Annotated in this window: 17 protein-coding genes; 16 read left to right on the plus strand and 1 reads right to left on the minus strand. The window is 42.9% G+C overall.

Annotated elements, in window-relative coordinates; all coding sequences use genetic code 11:
- Positions 1–39 precede the first annotated feature (39 nt).
- The 15 genes from UCH003_RS02415 (at position 40) to UCH003_RS13630 (ending at position 14,082) form a co-directional block, all read left to right on the plus strand.
- On the plus strand, positions 40–693 hold the full coding sequence (locus UCH003_RS02415) for a sulfite exporter TauE/SafE family protein (RefSeq protein WP_280937468.1): 654 nt from the start codon (positions 40–42) through the stop codon (positions 691–693).
- Positions 690–1,925: a PAS domain-containing sensor histidine kinase gene (locus tag UCH003_RS02420; protein ID WP_060825283.1), complete on the plus strand. Its 1,236-nt coding sequence runs from the start codon at positions 690–692 to the stop codon at positions 1,923–1,925. The genes UCH003_RS02415 and UCH003_RS02420 overlap by 4 nt, the downstream gene beginning before the upstream one ends.
- Positions 1,922–2,593 (plus strand): response regulator transcription factor, encoded by a 672-nt coding sequence (locus UCH003_RS02425; protein WP_039673454.1) that lies wholly within the window; start codon positions 1,922–1,924, stop codon positions 2,591–2,593. Before UCH003_RS02420 ends, UCH003_RS02425 begins: the two co-directional genes overlap by 4 nt.
- 168 nt (positions 2,594–2,761) lie before the next feature.
- A complete protein-coding gene (gene ccoN, locus UCH003_RS02430; RefSeq protein WP_039673452.1) occupies positions 2,762–4,228 on the plus strand; it encodes a cytochrome-c oxidase, cbb3-type subunit I in 1,467 nt (488 codons plus the stop codon).
- 15 nt (positions 4,229–4,243) lie between these two features.
- Positions 4,244–4,909: a cytochrome-c oxidase, cbb3-type subunit II gene (gene ccoO, locus UCH003_RS02435; protein ID WP_060825284.1), complete on the plus strand. Its 666-nt coding sequence runs from the start codon at positions 4,244–4,246 to the stop codon at positions 4,907–4,909.
- A gap of 16 nt (positions 4,910–4,925) precedes the next feature.
- Positions 4,926–5,135, plus strand: a complete 210-nt coding sequence (locus tag UCH003_RS02440) for a cytochrome c oxidase, cbb3-type, CcoQ subunit (RefSeq protein ID WP_052435306.1) — start codon at positions 4,926–4,928, stop codon at positions 5,133–5,135.
- 13 nt (positions 5,136–5,148) lie between these two features.
- Positions 5,149–5,997: a c-type cytochrome gene (locus UCH003_RS02445; RefSeq protein WP_039673446.1), complete on the plus strand. Its 849-nt coding sequence runs from the start codon at positions 5,149–5,151 to the stop codon at positions 5,995–5,997.
- Positions 5,998–6,007: 10 nt separating this feature from the next.
- Complete coding sequence (locus tag UCH003_RS02450) at positions 6,008–6,220, plus strand: DUF4006 family protein (RefSeq protein ID WP_039673444.1); 213 nt, start codon at positions 6,008–6,010, stop codon at positions 6,218–6,220.
- Positions 6,221–6,372: 152 nt separating this feature from the next.
- A complete protein-coding gene (locus UCH003_RS02455; protein WP_231964798.1) occupies positions 6,373–6,945 on the plus strand; it encodes a TPM domain-containing protein in 573 nt (190 codons plus the stop codon).
- A complete protein-coding gene (locus tag UCH003_RS02460) occupies positions 6,938–7,432 on the plus strand; it encodes a FixH family protein (RefSeq protein WP_060825286.1) in 495 nt (164 codons plus the stop codon). The genes UCH003_RS02455 and UCH003_RS02460 overlap by 8 nt, the downstream gene beginning before the upstream one ends.
- A gap of 131 nt (positions 7,433–7,563) precedes the next feature.
- Positions 7,564–9,912 (plus strand): PD-(D/E)XK nuclease family protein, encoded by a 2,349-nt coding sequence (locus UCH003_RS02465; protein ID WP_060825287.1) that lies wholly within the window; start codon positions 7,564–7,566, stop codon positions 9,910–9,912.
- A complete protein-coding gene (locus UCH003_RS02470; RefSeq protein ID WP_060825288.1) occupies positions 9,909–12,629 on the plus strand; it encodes a RecB-like helicase in 2,721 nt (906 codons plus the stop codon). The genes UCH003_RS02465 and UCH003_RS02470 overlap by 4 nt, the downstream gene beginning before the upstream one ends.
- A gap of 81 nt (positions 12,630–12,710) precedes the next feature.
- Positions 12,711–13,139, plus strand: coding sequence for a 50S ribosomal protein L13 (rplM, locus tag UCH003_RS02475; RefSeq protein ID WP_039673435.1), 429 nt, complete (start codon positions 12,711–12,713; stop codon positions 13,137–13,139).
- Between the two features lies 1 nt (position 13,140).
- On the plus strand, positions 13,141–13,530 hold the full coding sequence (gene rpsI, locus UCH003_RS02480) for a 30S ribosomal protein S9 (RefSeq protein ID WP_060825289.1): 390 nt from the start codon (positions 13,141–13,143) through the stop codon (positions 13,528–13,530).
- Positions 13,531–13,830: 300 nt separating this feature from the next.
- Positions 13,831–14,082, plus strand: a complete 252-nt coding sequence (locus tag UCH003_RS13630) for a hypothetical protein (protein WP_144440972.1) — start codon at positions 13,831–13,833, stop codon at positions 14,080–14,082.
- A gap of 207 nt (positions 14,083–14,289) precedes the next feature.
- Here the strand turns inward: UCH003_RS13630 and UCH003_RS02485 are convergent, their stop codons facing one another.
- Positions 14,290–14,574: a hypothetical protein gene (locus tag UCH003_RS02485; RefSeq protein ID WP_060825290.1), complete on the minus strand. Its 285-nt coding sequence runs from the start codon at positions 14,572–14,574 to the stop codon at positions 14,290–14,292.
- A gap of 131 nt (positions 14,575–14,705) precedes the next feature.
- Between UCH003_RS02485 and purT the strand changes: the two genes are divergently transcribed.
- Positions 14,706–15,866 (plus strand): formate-dependent phosphoribosylglycinamide formyltransferase, encoded by a 1,161-nt coding sequence (gene purT / locus UCH003_RS02490; RefSeq protein ID WP_060825291.1) that lies wholly within the window; start codon positions 14,706–14,708, stop codon positions 15,864–15,866.
- Positions 15,867–15,908: the final 42 nt, after the last annotated feature.

Genomic DNA, 15,908 nt, shown 5'->3' on the forward strand with positions numbered 1-15,908 from the left:
ACGGAGTAGGTCATCAACGCCATCGATATTACGACGATTATCAGCGTAGCTTTTTTAGGAAGCCTTGGACATTGTATCGGTATGTGCGGCGGGTTTGTTATGGCATACAGCAGTGCCAAAATAGACCCTACCGCTTCGTCTTCGTCGCAGTTTTTAGCACACTTAACCTACAACGTCGGTCGCATCAGCGCGTATACGTTTTTAGGAATGTTTTTCGGTGCACTCGGTTCTATTTTTACATTTTCGGCGCATCTTAACGGTTATTTTTATTTTGTGATCGGTATCGTGATGGTCTTGATGGGCTTGTCGATGATGGGAAAAATTAAATTTTTGACCTCGCTTGAATCGACGATAGCATTTAATCCGACGATCAAAAAGCTTTTTTCGCAGCTCATTCATTCCAAAACCTTGGGTAGTTTTTACGGTTTAGGTTTATTAAACGGCTTTTTGCCGTGCGGTTTGGTCTACTTCTTTTTAGCGGCCGCCGCGACGTCGGGCTCTTTTTGGCTAGGAGGCGTTAAGATGGCACTTTTCGGTATCGCTACGATGCCCTCGATGTTGGGTCTTGGTTTTGTGGTAGGTTTTCTCAAAGGGAGTAACTTTCGCGAAGTCATGATTAAGGTCGCGTCTCTTATTATTATCGTTTACGGCATTTATATGGCATATTTAGGGTATAGCGCGGTTATTGCATGAAACTCGAACAGTATCAAACCGCCATTGAGAGTAGCAATATTATCTCTAAAACCGATATTAACGGCATTATTACGTTTGTTAACGATGAATTTTGCAAAATTTCTGGCTATACCAAAGAAGAACTTATCGGGCAAAATCACAATATCGTACGACACCCCGAAGTTCCGCCTTCCACTTTCAAACAGCTTTGGCAAACGATTTTACAAAAGCAAACCTACAAATCGACGGTTAAAAATTTGGCAAAAGACGGTAGCACCTTTTACGTCAATACGACCGTATGTCCTATTTTAGATGAAAACGGAGACATTGAAGAGTTTATCGCTATTCGCTACGACGTGACCGAAAGCGTTCGCTTAAGCGAAGCGTTGATTACCAAAGACGAAGAGTTAGAAGAGCTCAACGCAACGTTGGAAGAACGCGTCAAAGAGCAGACGAAGGCGTTAACGCAACTGAATCAAACCCTTGAAGAACGCGTCAAAGAAGAGGTTGAAAAAAACCGGGAAAAAGACCGTTTTTTATTTCAACAAGCACGCTTGGCTTCGATGGGTGAGATGATCGCCAATATCGCTCACCAATGGCGTCAGCCTCTTTCGGAACTGAACATTACGCTCTATAAAATGAATAAACTGTACCAAGCCTGTAGGAATAAAGAAGGCGGATTTGAAGAAAGCTACGAACATGCGAAAAAAATTATCGTCAAGATGTCGGAGACGATCGAAGATTTTCGTAATTTTTTCAGCCCGAATCGTGAAACGGAACTTTTTTCACTCAGCAGCGTTGCCAAAGAAGCAATCGATATTATGCGCGGTACGTTGGAGCGCAACGAAGTAGAAATTCGGCTTAACATCGTTCGTGACGCCGACATTCAAGGGTATTTTAACGAATTTTCACAAGTGTTGATTAATCTTCTCAACAACACGATAGACGCTTTTTCTCATAATAAAATAAAAAGTAGATTAATTTATATTGAAATTGACACATTAAGCGCGGGAGATGCTATAATAAAAGTCTGCGATAATGCAGGGGGTATCGACGCGACTATTCTCGATAAGATTTTCGAGCCTTATTTTACGACAAAGCATGCGAGTGCCGGAACGGGACTCGGTCTTTATATGAGTAAAATGATTATTAAAAATAGTATGATGGGCACCATTGAGGCATATAACCACGAAGACGGTGTTTGTTTTTCGATCAAGATACCCGTAAAAACGGTTCTAAAGGAAGAGGAATGAGCGGATTATCGAAATTGACGGTTTTGTTTGTCGAAGACGAAGAAGATCTTAGAAACGCGCTGGAAAGCGCAATCGGGGACGAATTTGCCAAATTTATCACGGCACGCGACGGTGACGACGGGTTAAAAAAATTTAAAAAGTTTAAACCGGACATCGTTATAACGGATATTATGATGCCGGTCGTCGACGGTTTGATGATGTCTAAAGAGATTAAACACATTTCCAAACAAACTCCGATCATTATTTTAAGTGCGTTTAGCGAGAAAGAACGCTTATTAGAAGCGATCGATGTCGGAATCGATAAGTATTTGATTAAACCGATCGATCCCGATCAGTTGATGAAAACGTTACAATTGGTATCGAAAGAGATGTTGGATCAAACGGATGTCGTTGATTTAGGCGGCGTTTATCAGTTCGATAAAAGCAAACGGGTTTTGATTAAAGAGGGTAAAACGATCTTTTTGACGAAAAAAGAGTTACTTTTTATCTCTATCTTAGTGAAAAATCTAGGCGTTTTTGTGCTTCATGAAGAGATCAAGAAGTATGTCTGGACAAATAAAAAAGTAACAGATTCAGCGATTCGTACGTTTATTAAGCGGGTTCGCGAAAAAACCGATAAAGAGTTTATCAAAAATATTCCGGGGCTCGGGTATAAGATCAATACGTAAGAACGATCGTTGCATCGTTCTTATGTTTTTTGCTATTTTTAAAATCTTCTTAAACTTTTTTATTTAACACAAATTTAATCTTCTTAAGCTTCGTTGTAGATTTGGTGCACTATAATTTCCCATTATGTGATATTTTTGTGACATAAAAACACATGTTAGGAGGAATTGATGCAGGCTAAAGATGCATTGAACTATGACTATTCGGTAGCCAAATGTTTTACCTACGCAGCGATCCTGTTTGGAATCGTTGGTATGTTAATAGGCGTGGTTATCGCCTATCAAATGGCTTTTCCTGAGTTGAATTACTTGGCGGGTGAATACGGTACATACAGTCGTTTACGACCGTTGCATACTTCCGGAGTAATTTTTGGATTCTTATTGAGCGGAATCTTTGCAACGTGGTACTATGTCGGGCAGAGGGTACTCAAAGTTTCAATGGCGGAATCACCGTTCTTGATGATCGTCGGAAAGCTTCACTTCTGGCTTTACATGATCTTAATGACGATTGCCGTCGTTAACTTATTTATGGGTATCGGTACGTCAAAAGAGTATGCCGAACTTGAATGGCCTCTTGATATTCTCGTCGTTGTCGTATGGGTATTATGGGGTTTTAGTATTTTCGGTTTAGTCGGTATTCGCCGCGAAAAAACGCTTTATATCTCCATGTGGTATTATATTGCAACTTTCTTGGGTGTTGCGATGTTGTACCTTTTCAACAATATGGAAGTTCCGACGTATTTTGTTGCCGGTATGGGTAAATGGTATCACTCCGTTTCCATGTACGCAGGTTCAAACGACGCAATGGTTCAATGGTGGTACGGTCACAATGCGGTTGCATTCGTTTTCACGGTGCCTATCATCGCGATGATCTATTACTTCTTGCCGAAAGAGTCCGGTCAACCGGTTTTCTCTTATAAATTATCACTTCTTTCTTTCTGGGGTTTGATGTTTGTTTACCTTTGGGCCGGCGGACACCACCTTATCTATTCAACGGTTCCCGATTGGGTTCAAACGATGGGTTCTATCTTCTCTATCGTCTTAATTCTTCCGTCTTGGGGTAGTGCGATTAACATGCTTCTTACGATGAAAGGACAATGGGGCCAACTCAAAGAAAATCCGTTGGTTAAATTTATGGTATTTGCTTCAACGTTCTACATGTTAAGTACGCTTGAAGGACCGATCCAATCTATCAAATCCGTTAACGCCTTGGCACACTTTACCGACTGGATTCCAGGACACGTTCACGACGGTACGCTCGGTTGGGTTGGCTTTATGACGATGGCGGCATTGTATCATATGGCTCCACGTATGTATAAACGCGAGCTTTACAGTAAAAAATTGATGGAATCACAATTTTGGATTCAAACGACGGGTATCGTTATGTACTTTTCAAGCATGTGGATTGCCGGTATTACGCAAGGTATGATGTGGAGAGCGACGGATCAATTCGGTAACCTCGCATATTCATTTATCGATACCGTAACCGTTTTAATTCCTTACTATGCACTTCGTGCAACGGGCGGTTTGTTGTATCTAATCGGTTTCTTTATGTTCACGTATAATATGTACAAAACCATGACTGCAAGTAAAGCAATTGAGTCTGAGCCTCAAAATGCTTCACCTATGGCAGCGTAAGGGGAGGGTAAAATTATGTTTCATTGGTTAGAAAAAAACCCATTCTTTTTTGCGGTAGGCGTCTTTTTAGTCATTGCCTATGCCGGTATCGTTACCATCCTTCCTGACTTTATGGAAAGCGCACGTCCCGTTACGGGAACAAAACCGTATACGGTATTGGAACTTGCAGGTCGACATGTGTATATTAAAGACAGCTGTAACGCCTGCCATTCACAATTGATCCGTCCTTTCAAATCTGAGACAGACCGTTACGGTATGTACTCTTTAAGCGGCGAGTATGCGTATGATAGGCCGTTCCTTTGGGGTTCTAAACGAACGGGACCTGACTTGATGAGGGTCGGTAACTACAGAACGACGGACTGGCACGAATATCACATGTTAGATCCGATCAGCGTTGTCCCTGGCTCTATCATGCCGGCGTATAAACATATGTTTAAAAATAATGCAGACATTGAAACGGCGTATGCGGAAGCATTAACCGTGAAAAAAGTATTCAATGTTCCTTACGATCAAGCGGATATGCCACAACTCGGAACGTACGACGAATCGAAAAAAGCGGTCATGGAACAAGCGGCTGCTATCGTTGCCGATATGAAGAGTACGGAAGTAAAAGAGGCATTTAAACGCGGTGAGATCAAAGAGATTGTTGCATTAATCGCCTATCTCAATAGCTTAAAATAAGGTGTCAGCGGTGGAAATGGAAACAATCAGAGAATTACAGGCTTATGGTTATATTTTTGCTACGATTTTTTTATCGGTCATTATGTACGGTTATTTGTACCATCTTTATAAAGCCGAAAAAAAAGGCACAAGGAACTATGAGCAGTATGCCAATATTGCTTTAAACGACAATATTGACGATGCTCCGATTGAATCTCGAACACCGTCCAACAAAGAGAAAGAATAAAGAGGAGCAATATATGAATTGGCTGAATGATAATGTAAATGCATTAGCATTGCTTGGTGCAGCAGCAATTTTAATTCTCAGCATCGGTGTTTCTTTAAAATATATCAAACAGATGAAAACCGATAAGAGTACCGGAGAATTAACGAAAGAGAATTGGGACGGCATCGGCGAATATAAAAACGCACTTCCTATCGGTTGGGCACTTTCATTCGTCGGAACGATCGTATGGGCTTTGTGGTATTTCTTAGCGGGATATCCTTTGGCAAGCTATAACAAAATCGGTGAGTACAACGAAGAAGTGAAAAGCTATAACGCGCAATTCGAGAAAAAATTTGCCAATCCCGATCAAGCAACGCTTATGAGTATGGGTGAGGGTGTTTTCTTGGTACAATGTGCACCGTGCCACGGCGTGACGGGTGACGGTATGAACGGCAAAGCGGCAAACTTTGCTAAATGGGGTAACGAAGAAGCGATCGTCGCATCGATCTTAAACGGTGCGAAAGGCTCAAGCTATCCTCTTGGCGAAATGCCCTCCGGTTTACTTGACGCTGAGAGCGCAAAAGCGGTTGCCGCTTACGTTATGCAAGAAGTTTCTTCGGTTAAAAAGAGCAAAAACCCTGCATTGGTTGAAAGCGGTCGTGCTCTTTGGGCAACATGTGCGGCATGCCACGGCGAAGACGGTAAAGGTATGGACGGCAGTGCTCCGGATCTTAGTACGTACGGCACGGCGAAGTTTGTTGCTAACGTCCTTAATATGGGCAAAAAAGGCACAATCGGAAATATGCCGCAATTTAACGACGGACGTTTAACCAATATTCAAAAAACAGCGGTTGGCACGTATGTCAGCTCTTTAGCGAAATAAGGATCAGTCGATGGAAAATACAAATCGTAACGTATTTGGACTCAACGGCATTACGGGAATGTTGATTGCAACGGTGTTGTTGCTCTCGATTTTAGGCGTATTGACGTTTTTTGGCTTGAAGGCACAACAAGCAGTTGCTGATAAACCTTATAAGCTAACGGATCCGCAAGCGCTTCAAATGCGAGACGCCGCGAATGCGAATCAAAAAGTTATCGCAAAGTAAGGGAGAAGTAAAATGGCTGAAAATATGGATAAAATCATAACGTTCGGATTGGTCGTGCTTGCTCTTGTAACGGCTTGGGCAGTGTTAACGCCTCATCATCTTTTTGTTGGCTAATGAAAAGCTTAGTAACGATTCGAAAAGTAAAGGGGCTCATGCTCCTTTGCTTTTTGACCTTAGTCTGTCCGCAGATCGTTTTTGCCAAAGATTTTGTCGTACACGATTCGATTTTGGAAGAGAGAACCGCTCAGAAAATTGAAGAGATGGGCAGTGAGCTTTTTGCCAAAAGCGGGGTTCAAGTCTTTTTGATCGCAAAACAAAACAGCGATGAAGAGATCGTGGCGTTTGAAAAAAACTTTGCCAAAGACCTTAACGGTTCTTATGTTTTATTGACGCTTTTTTTAGAGCAAAAGAAAGTCGATATTTACGCTTCAAGCGATATGGAAAAAGCCTTTGATAAAGAGGCGGTTTTATCGCCGCTTCCGTGGAAAGGGACGATTATTCCGCTTTTGACGACGAAGAAAAACGACGTCAGCGCGGGAGCCGCGTTACTCAACGGCTATGCAGACGTTGTGGAGCAAATTGCGGCATTTAAAAAGGTTGATTTACAAAGCGCGATCGGAAGTTCCAACAAAACGACGATCAATCTTGTGCGCCTCGGAGTTTACGGATTTGTAGGCTTTTTGGTTGTTTTAATGCTTTATAGAAGGATGAAAAACCGTGGCTAAAACGAAAAGTGAAAGAAATTATTATCCGCATGCCGTTATCGGTATGATTTTAGGAATGGTCGTTGCATGCGGTTGGGTGATTAAAATCGCCGTGAGCAATCCGGTCGAAATGGATACGTTTTATATGGAAAAGTATCAAAAAGTCGATCATAACATCAATAAAATTTTAGATCTTCAGGCAAAATTTGATGCAAAGTTTGATCTTGCGTATTCGACGGAAAAATTCGAGATAGGACAAAACAGTTTTACCTTGCGTTTAACCGGTAAAAGCGGTCAACCTATCGATAATGCCGATGTGACGCTCATGCTCTCACGACCTGACAGCAACAAAGAAAACCAAGAGATGAAACCCTCTCACGTTCAAAACGGCAATTACACTTTTGGACCTTTTGAGATTACCAAGCCCGGACGCTGGCAGATCTTAAGTAAAATAGAAGTAGGCGAATTTAAAGGTTATCATAAAAACGAAGCCTACGCAGCGCAATAGTTCCCCCTTTTCTCCTAATAACAGGCGGTAAGATAAGTTGTGTGGTCTTACCGCCATTTCATTCTGACATAAAAATCCCTCTCAAATCTTTCCTTTGTTATAATGTCCGCATCAAATAAGAGTGAGGAAAGATGTTAGAAGTTTTTGCAACCAGTCGTGCGGTACGCTCTTTTTATGAAACCTTTAGCGATGCAACTGCCCTTCTTCCTAAAGCCATCACCATAGCAGAGCTGGAACAAAAAGCAGTTCTTGTCCCTCGCCTTTGCCTCGTCGATGAGGATATGCGCGTGCTTTTGATGCAAGAAGCATCGCGTTTTACACAGTTTGAGCTTTTGCACATCGAGCGGGAGTTTTTTACCTTTTTAAAAAACTCCACCTATCTGTTTCGCTTTTTTGAAGAACTCAGCCACGAAAAAGTAGCCCTAGAATCTTTGATGCAAGCCGATACCTATGAACATTATGCCGAACACCTTGAAGTGTTGCAAACGCTTTTAAAACACTACAAAGCACAGCTTTCTAAACACAGCTTTTATGATCGCATTACGTTGCCGGAGTTGTATGAGCTCAACAGTGACTACCTCTGCTCTTTGGGTGCTGTGCGTATACATTTAGAGGGTTTTTTGAGCCGTTTTGAGATGGAGCTTTTGCAAAGCATTGCAACGCTCATACCTTTACATGTAAACGTTACTATCAACGCGTACAACCAAAAAATGGCACGGCTCTTTCGCGAGCTTGGCATCGAGCTGGAGCAAAACAACCATTATGAGATCGATCTTACTTCCAAAAAGATTTTACATGTAAAGCCTCAAACTCCCATCAACCAAGAAAAAGCAGTCTTTGGTTTCTCTTCACGAATGGCGCAAATAAGCTATGTGCAAAGTACCATCGCGCAGTTTGTGGAAGAGGGGTTGAATCCCGAAGAGATCGTGGTGGTTTTACCGGATGAACGTTTCGCTGAAATGATGAGAGCGTTTGATACTTGGCACAATCTTAACTTTGCGATGGGAATTAGCCTCAAGCAGAGCCAGTTTTACCAAAAACTAAGCGCGCTTGAAAAAGCGATGCGCAACGACGAGATCGAAGATCATCTGCGTTTGGAACGCTTGAAAATCAAGTCCGAAACCCTGCTTACATGTAAAGAGATTTGGCATCAAAAAGTTTCTGCTGAGGCGGCAATGATTTTTTTTGAAAGTGTGCTTGCCCAAGAGGAAAAAGAGCAGAAAAACCCGCTGTTTCAAGAGGCGTTTTTTGCCTTTACCCACTTTTTAAAACACGCTCCTGCCCTTCGTTTTGAGCAGGTCACCAAGCTTTTGCTCAACCGCCTTGGTGTACTGACGCAAGATGATGTCAGAGGCGGAAAAGTGACCGTTTTGGGGGTACTTGAAACCAGAGGCGTGGCGTACAAAGGGGTGATCGTGGTCGATTTTAACGATGAGTTTGTGCCCAAACGAAGCCAAAAAGACCTCTTTCTCTCCTCCTCCGTACGTGCTCATGCAGGGCTTCCGACCAAGCGTGATCGTGAAAATCTACAACGTTACTACTACCATCAGCTCTTTTCACGCGCGCAAAAAGTTGCTATTGCATATGTGAAAAACGAAACCTCTATGCCTTCGCGCTTTTTAGACGAACTTGGATTTGATACGAGCATCATGGCAGACGAGAAAGCGTTGCAACCGCTTCTGTTTGAACGCCATGCGCCCAAAGCACTGTACGAACAGCCTTTTATCGACGCGCCGCACGATCTAAAAGCGTTTCCACTCTCCGCAACGAAGCTCAAAACCCTGCTTACATGTAAACGTCAGTTTTACTTTCGCTACCTCGCACACCTCAAAGAGGCGAAGATGCCAAGCAGTGTGATCGATGAGCAAACGATTGGGATAGCGCTTCATAACGTGCTTGAAGATGCCATCTGCGATGAAGCGTTGCGTGATGAGAAAAGCCTTTACACTGCCATCGAAACACGTTTGAAAGAGCAGAACAGACATGAAGTGTGGGGCTATTTCGTTGACTTGTGGCTTGAAAAACTGCGCCCGTTTATGCGCCATGAAGTGGAACGTTTTGAAGAGGGATTTTCTGTTTTCAAAAAAGAGTTTTCGCACAGAATTTCGTATGAGGGTTTTACACTAGAAGGGCAGATGGATCGCATCGATCACAAAGCGGGAAAACTCTTCGTGATTGACTATAAAAGCGGAAAAGTGCCCATAACGAGCGAGCGAACATTAGAGAGCACCGTCGATTTTCAACTGGTCTTTTACACGCTGATCGCCGGTGATTTGGGAGAGGTTGCGAGGGTCTATTATTACGACCTCAAAGAGGGTGTTTTGGTGGAAGATGGCTTTTTGGAAGAGAAAAAAGCACTTTTACATGTAAAACTTTTGGAGCTATCTAAACCGATCAATGGGTATGAACTTTGCGATGAGATCAAGCATTGCAGGCTGTGTCCGTATGTGCAGTTATGCGGAAGAGAGGAGCAGATATGAATCTCAGTCCTTATTTAGCGCTTGAAGCCAGTGCAGGAAGTGGCAAAACCTTTGCGCTCAGTGTACGTTACCTCTCGCTTCTGTTTATGGGTGCAAATCCGCAAAAGATCGTCGCACTTACCTTTACGAACAAGTCCGCCGCGGAGATGAAAACGCGCATCTTTGAGACGCTCAAACACTTGGAGAGCAAAGATGAGCTAGAAGCAATTGCCACGCAAACGGGCAAGTCTCAAGAGGTGTTGCTTGCACAAAAAGAGCGCGTGATGCAAACCTTGCTTCAAGCCGACATCAAAATTTCAACGCTGGATTCTTTTTTCTCACTCATTTTGCGCCATTTCGCGTTACATGTAGGCTTGCAACCTGACTTTGTCGTCGGGCAAAAAAGGCTTGAGAGCGAGTTGGTGGAGCGTTTTATCCAAGGGTGCAAACGCCACAATCTTTACAACGCACTCATCGCGTTTAGCCTCACTGAAGACAAAAAACTGGGGGATCTTTTTAGCCTTTTAAACACGCTTTATCAGAAAAAATCAGAACTTGACGTGAGCACGTTGGAAGAGGGGAGTTATCCCTCCCTCAAACCGTGTTTGGATATTTTGGAGCGCATACGAGCGTACTTTGAGCAAAGCGGACTCTCGGCGCGTGGACTTGCGACGTTAAAAGCGCAGACGCTAGGCGATCTGCTTTCTAAAAAATACTTGGAGCGCGACGACTTTGGGTATTGGGACTATAAAAAGTATACCAATGAACAGGTTGATACGCTGTTAATGGAGCTCAAACACGCGTTAAACGCACATGTCAATGCCAAAGAAGCGTATTTTTTAGGACAACTGGGCAAACTGTTCGCGGTGTATGATGCGAGTCTTAGAGCTTTGATGAGCGAGTACGGCGAGCTTGCGTTTGATGACGTGACCAATCTGCTCTACACCCTTTTGCACCAAGAGATCAGCAAAGATTTTCTCTATTTTAGACTCGATGGTGCGATAGAGCATCTGCTCATCGATGAGTTTCAAGACACGAGCATCGTGCAGTACCAGATTTTACTGCCGATTATCGAAGAGATACGCGCAGGGCAAGGCGTGAAAGAGTTTAAAACACTCTTTTTTGTAGGCGATGTCAAGCAGTCGATTTATCGTTTTAGAGGAGGTGCTAAAGAGCTGTTTGGATACGCAAAGAAGAGTTTGCATCTAGACATCAACGCACTGGATACCAACTATCGAAGCAACGAATTGGTGGTGGATTTTGTCAATGAACTCTTTACATGTAAGATCAAAGGCTATGAACCGCAAAAGGTGGCAAAAGCTACGGGCGAGGGTTACATCAATGTGCGCATCGAAGAATCCATCGAGCCTTTGGTGTTGGAGGCAGTGGCACTGCTTTTAAAAGAGGGAGTAAAGCCTAAAGACATCGCACTTTTAGTGCATACCAACAAAGACGCCAAAGCCTTTAAGGAACTTGTGCAAGCGCAGTTTCCTACTTTACATGTAAGGCTTGAAGCGACCTTAAAACTAATCGATGTGCGCTCCATCAAAGCCATCATTGCTCTGCTCAAATACCTCTACTTTGGCGATGAACTCTACAAAGCGAGCTTTCTCGCACTCATCGGCGAGGCTTGGGATGCGCCGCTTTTTAAGTCAGCGTTTGATGTCAATGTCGCACCACTTCTTTTGGTAGAGAAGATCATTGAAACCTACAAGCTGTTTGATGGCAGTGCCGATCTGCTCAGTTTCCTAGAAGTTGCGAGCCGTTATGAGGAGATCGAGAGCTTTTTATTTGCGCTGGATGAGCTGAGTGATGAAGCCAAAAGTGAGGATGTAGACGGTCTTCGTGTTTTAACCGTTCATAAGTCCAAAGGCTTGGAGTTTGAGCACGTCATCGTGTGTGATCGCCTCAGTCGCGACAACAACCGAAGTGACACGCTGTTGTGGCATTATGACGAAGTGGAGATCAAAGGGTTGTATCTGAGCATGGCAGGGCGCGAAACGGTGGATGATTCGTATGCCAAAGCCAAAGCGCATGAGAGTGCTTTAATGGTCGAAGACAGGCTTAACGCGCTTTATGTCGCTTTTACCAGAGCCAAACGTTCGCTTTTTGTCTGTGCGAAAGCGCAAAACAGTGCGTTTGAGATGCTGGAGCTGAGCACGACTGAGCGAGGTGCCATCAGCGCCTCCACAAAAGAAGTCGCCGTTGCGACAAGTACGATGCGCGTATACGAACCGAAACGTTACGGTGCGCAAGAGGTGGCAAGTGCTCCCGATGAGGAAGAGAGCGCTGAGATCGCTTCGATCACGTTTGGAATTGCACAGCACTATCTGCTTGAGATGATGGAGCGTTTTGATGAAGCTTCGCTCAAGTGTGCATACACCGCACTTCAAAACCGTTTTGCACCGCTTTTGGATGAGACGGCGATGAGGGCGATTTATCAGCGGGGTGAAAAGCTTATTTCTTGTAAAGCCTTTTTGGATTTGATTGAGGGTGCAAAAATCTTTAAAGAGCAACCGCTCATGTACCAAAAAGAGCGCAAGCAGATCGACCTTTTGCTTGAATTTCCAGATCGTATCGTTGTTGTGGACTACAAAAGTTCGAAAAAGCAGAGTAGTAAACATCAAACGCAAATCAAGCTCTACCAAGACGCTCTTACGCAGATCTACAACTTGCCCGTGGAGGCGTATATTTGCTATTTGCAAAACGAGGGTGTGGAGCTTCTTAAAAGCTTATAGTACACTTAATTTCAGCGTTATTTAAGTATTATTTGATTACACTTGCACTTCGTTAAATAAATACGTCAAAGGTTATGACACATGAAAGCAACACTTGCGATTAAGCCAAGCGAAGTCAAACGCGACTGGATCGTAGTGGACGCTGCTGGTAAGCGATTTGGTAAAGTCCTTACAGAAGTAGCAACACTGCTCAGAGGCAAACATAAACCTTATTTTACTCCAAATGTTGATTGTGGCGATTTCGTTATCATCATCAATGCGGAAAAAGTAGAGTTTAGTGGAACAAAATTAGACACAAAATTGTATCACAGACACACAGGATATTTCGGTGGCGTTAAAACTGAAAAATTGGGTGATCTTTTGAACAGCAACCCAGCAAAATTGTACAGACTTGCGGTAAGAGGCATGTTACCTAAAACAAATCTTGCTAAAGAGATGATCAAAAAGCTAAAAGTTTATGCCGGTAGTGAGCACCCTCACACAGCGCAAGTTAAAGCAGAGGTAAAGTAATATGGCAAAAGTATACGCAACCGGTAAAAGAAAAACAGCAATCGCTAAAGTATGGGTCACTCCAGGTAAAGGTAGCATTGTTGTCAATGGTATTGATTTTGAAGCGTGGCTTGGTGGTCATGAGACCATTAAAAAACGTGTTCGTCAACCTCTTGCTCTTACAAAACAAGAGACAAGTTTTGACATTAAAGCTGACACACTTGGTGGCGGTTATTCAGCACAAGCTGACGCACTTCGCCACGGTATCTCTAAAGCACTTGCTTCTATGGACGCAGACTTTAGAGCGATCTTAAAACCACACGGCTTATTGACACGTGACTCACGTGTTGTTGAGCGTAAAAAATACGGTAAGAAAAAAGCGCGCCGTAGCCCACAATTCTCTAAACGTTAATGATTTCTTTCGAGGAATCATTAAAAGTTTCCTTGAAAACGTTAATCGTTTTTTTGCAAAAGTTGTTCAGACTTTTGTTCTTTATGCAAGGGATTTTCCCTTGCATTCCCTTCTTTTATATTTCTTCAAATCTCATAAATCATTTTGAATAGTCTTAGCTTATAAAATCAATAAAAAATTTTGCTTATTTTGAATAGCTTTTTGCTATACTTTTTTCAAGACCTTTGCATGTAAAAGACAAATTTATATCTACAATAGATTTACTTCGTTTTCATATTTCTTTTATTAAAGGGAATAATTTTGAAATATACAATAAATGAAAAGCCCATTACCTTACTCGTTGTACTTATTGGTGTAAGCGTTATAACAATAATTTTGCCAAAAAATACTTATTTTCTCCCAAATTTTTTATATTTATGGTTGCCTCAAGCTATTATTTTTAGTTTATTATTAATATTAAAATTACGGTTAGCTGTTATAGCAGGATCTTCCATTGTATTAACAATATCTGTACTTTACTATTGGATATTTATTAAAGATGCTATGGCATAGATAGGTTATTTTTTTATACTTCCAGGTGGTTTTTTTGGGGCTATGATATATGGTCTAGTAACAAAGTCAGCAACATCAATTGAGTGTGATGAAGCAATAATACAATCAGCAGTGTGTACAGCAATTGGAATAATGATTGTTCAATTTATAGTATGCTCAACAGTAATGTATTGTGGCAGATAACTAGATAGTATAAAGCTTCTTTTTCTAGTACCCCGCCAACTCTTGCATCAGCGTTTGAACATCGTTTTTATCGAAAAAGAGGTTGAACTCTAACTCTTTGGAAAATGCTTTGAGAAGAGCGATTTTTTGGGTTTGGCGCTCGTTTGGATCGTCGATGGTGGCGAGTTCTGTTTTCAGTCGTTCGCGGTACATCTGGCGAATCTCTTCTTGTTTTTGAGGGCTTGGTTTGGCTTTAGTGCGCGGTTTGAGCCAAAAATAGACGAAAATGAGGAGCGAACTTAGGAGAAGAATTTGAGGTAAAAAATCCATAAATAGCCTTTACATGTAAAACAGATTTTAAATAAACAGTATATCCAACCAAGAGCGATAAAATTTAGACTTCTTTCATTTCTTAAACCACTTTTGTGTAAAATCTCTCAAACTAACACAAAGAGGAAGCCATGCACTTTACAACTCCCCTTAAAAGTAACAGTACCAAAATCATGCTCGTAGGAAGCGGCGAGCTGGGCAAAGAGGTCGTTATCGAAGCCTCTCGTTTGGGCATTGAGACCGTTGCGGTGGATTCATACCCCAAAGCACCTGCACACTTGGTCGCCAATCGAAGCTATGTCATCAACATGAAAAACAAAGAGGAGCTTTTGGAGGTGATTCGCCTTGAAAAGCCAACATTCATCTTGCCTGAAGTGGAAGCTTTGAGCATTGAAGCGCTCATCGAAGCGGAGAAAGAGGGCTTTTGCGTCATCCCCAATGCGGACGCCGTTAAAAAGACGATGAATCGTAAAAACATTCGCGAATTTGCCGCGGAGACCTTGGGGCTTAAAACCAGTGGCTATGTCTTTGTGAAAACGCTTGAAGCCTTAGAAGAAGCGACAAAAGTGCTCGGCATTCCGTGTGTGGTCAAGCCTGTGATGAGTTCCTCAGGGCATGGTCAAAGTGTCATCCGAAGTGAGGCGGACGTCCAAAAAGCGTGGGAGATCGCCAAAGAGGCCAGAGGTGACGCGAGCGAGCTGATCGTCGAAGCATTTGTACCTTTTGACTATGAGATCACACTTTTAACCGTGCGCAACGGCAAAGAGACGGTCTTTTGCGAACCGATCGGGCATATCCAAGAAAACGGCGACTATGTGCTGAGCTGGCAACCTGTGCCGATGAAACCTGAAGTGTTAGCCAAAGCGCAGATGATGGCAAAAGCAGTGACAGACGGCTTGGGCGGTCGTGGACTTTTTGGTGTGGAATTTTTTGTCAAAGACGATGAGGTGTACTTTAGTGAACTGAGCCCTCGTCCGCACGATACCGGAATGGTCACGATGATCACGCAAAGCCAGAGCGAATTTGCCTTACATGTAAGAGCGGTTTTGGGCTTGCCACTTGATTTTACCTTTTATGGAGCGGGCGCGAGTGGGGCATTTAAAAGCATGAATGAAGAGCATGTGCCAACTCTTACCATCCCTGAGAGTGCGTTTTCGAAAAACTCATATGTACGCATTTTTGGAAAGCCTGTGAGCCATGTGGGGCGCCGTATGGCTGTGGCTTTGGTGCTCGATGAGGTGGAAGCGGCGAAAAAACGCGCAAGAGAAATTGTCGCATCGATGGTCGGATAACGCTTTAGTATTGATAAAAAATTTATAAAAGTGGGCTATAAT

This window comes from Sulfurospirillum cavolei (genome assembly GCF_001548055.1).
GTDB lineage: Bacteria > Campylobacterota > Campylobacteria > Campylobacterales > Sulfurospirillaceae > Sulfurospirillum.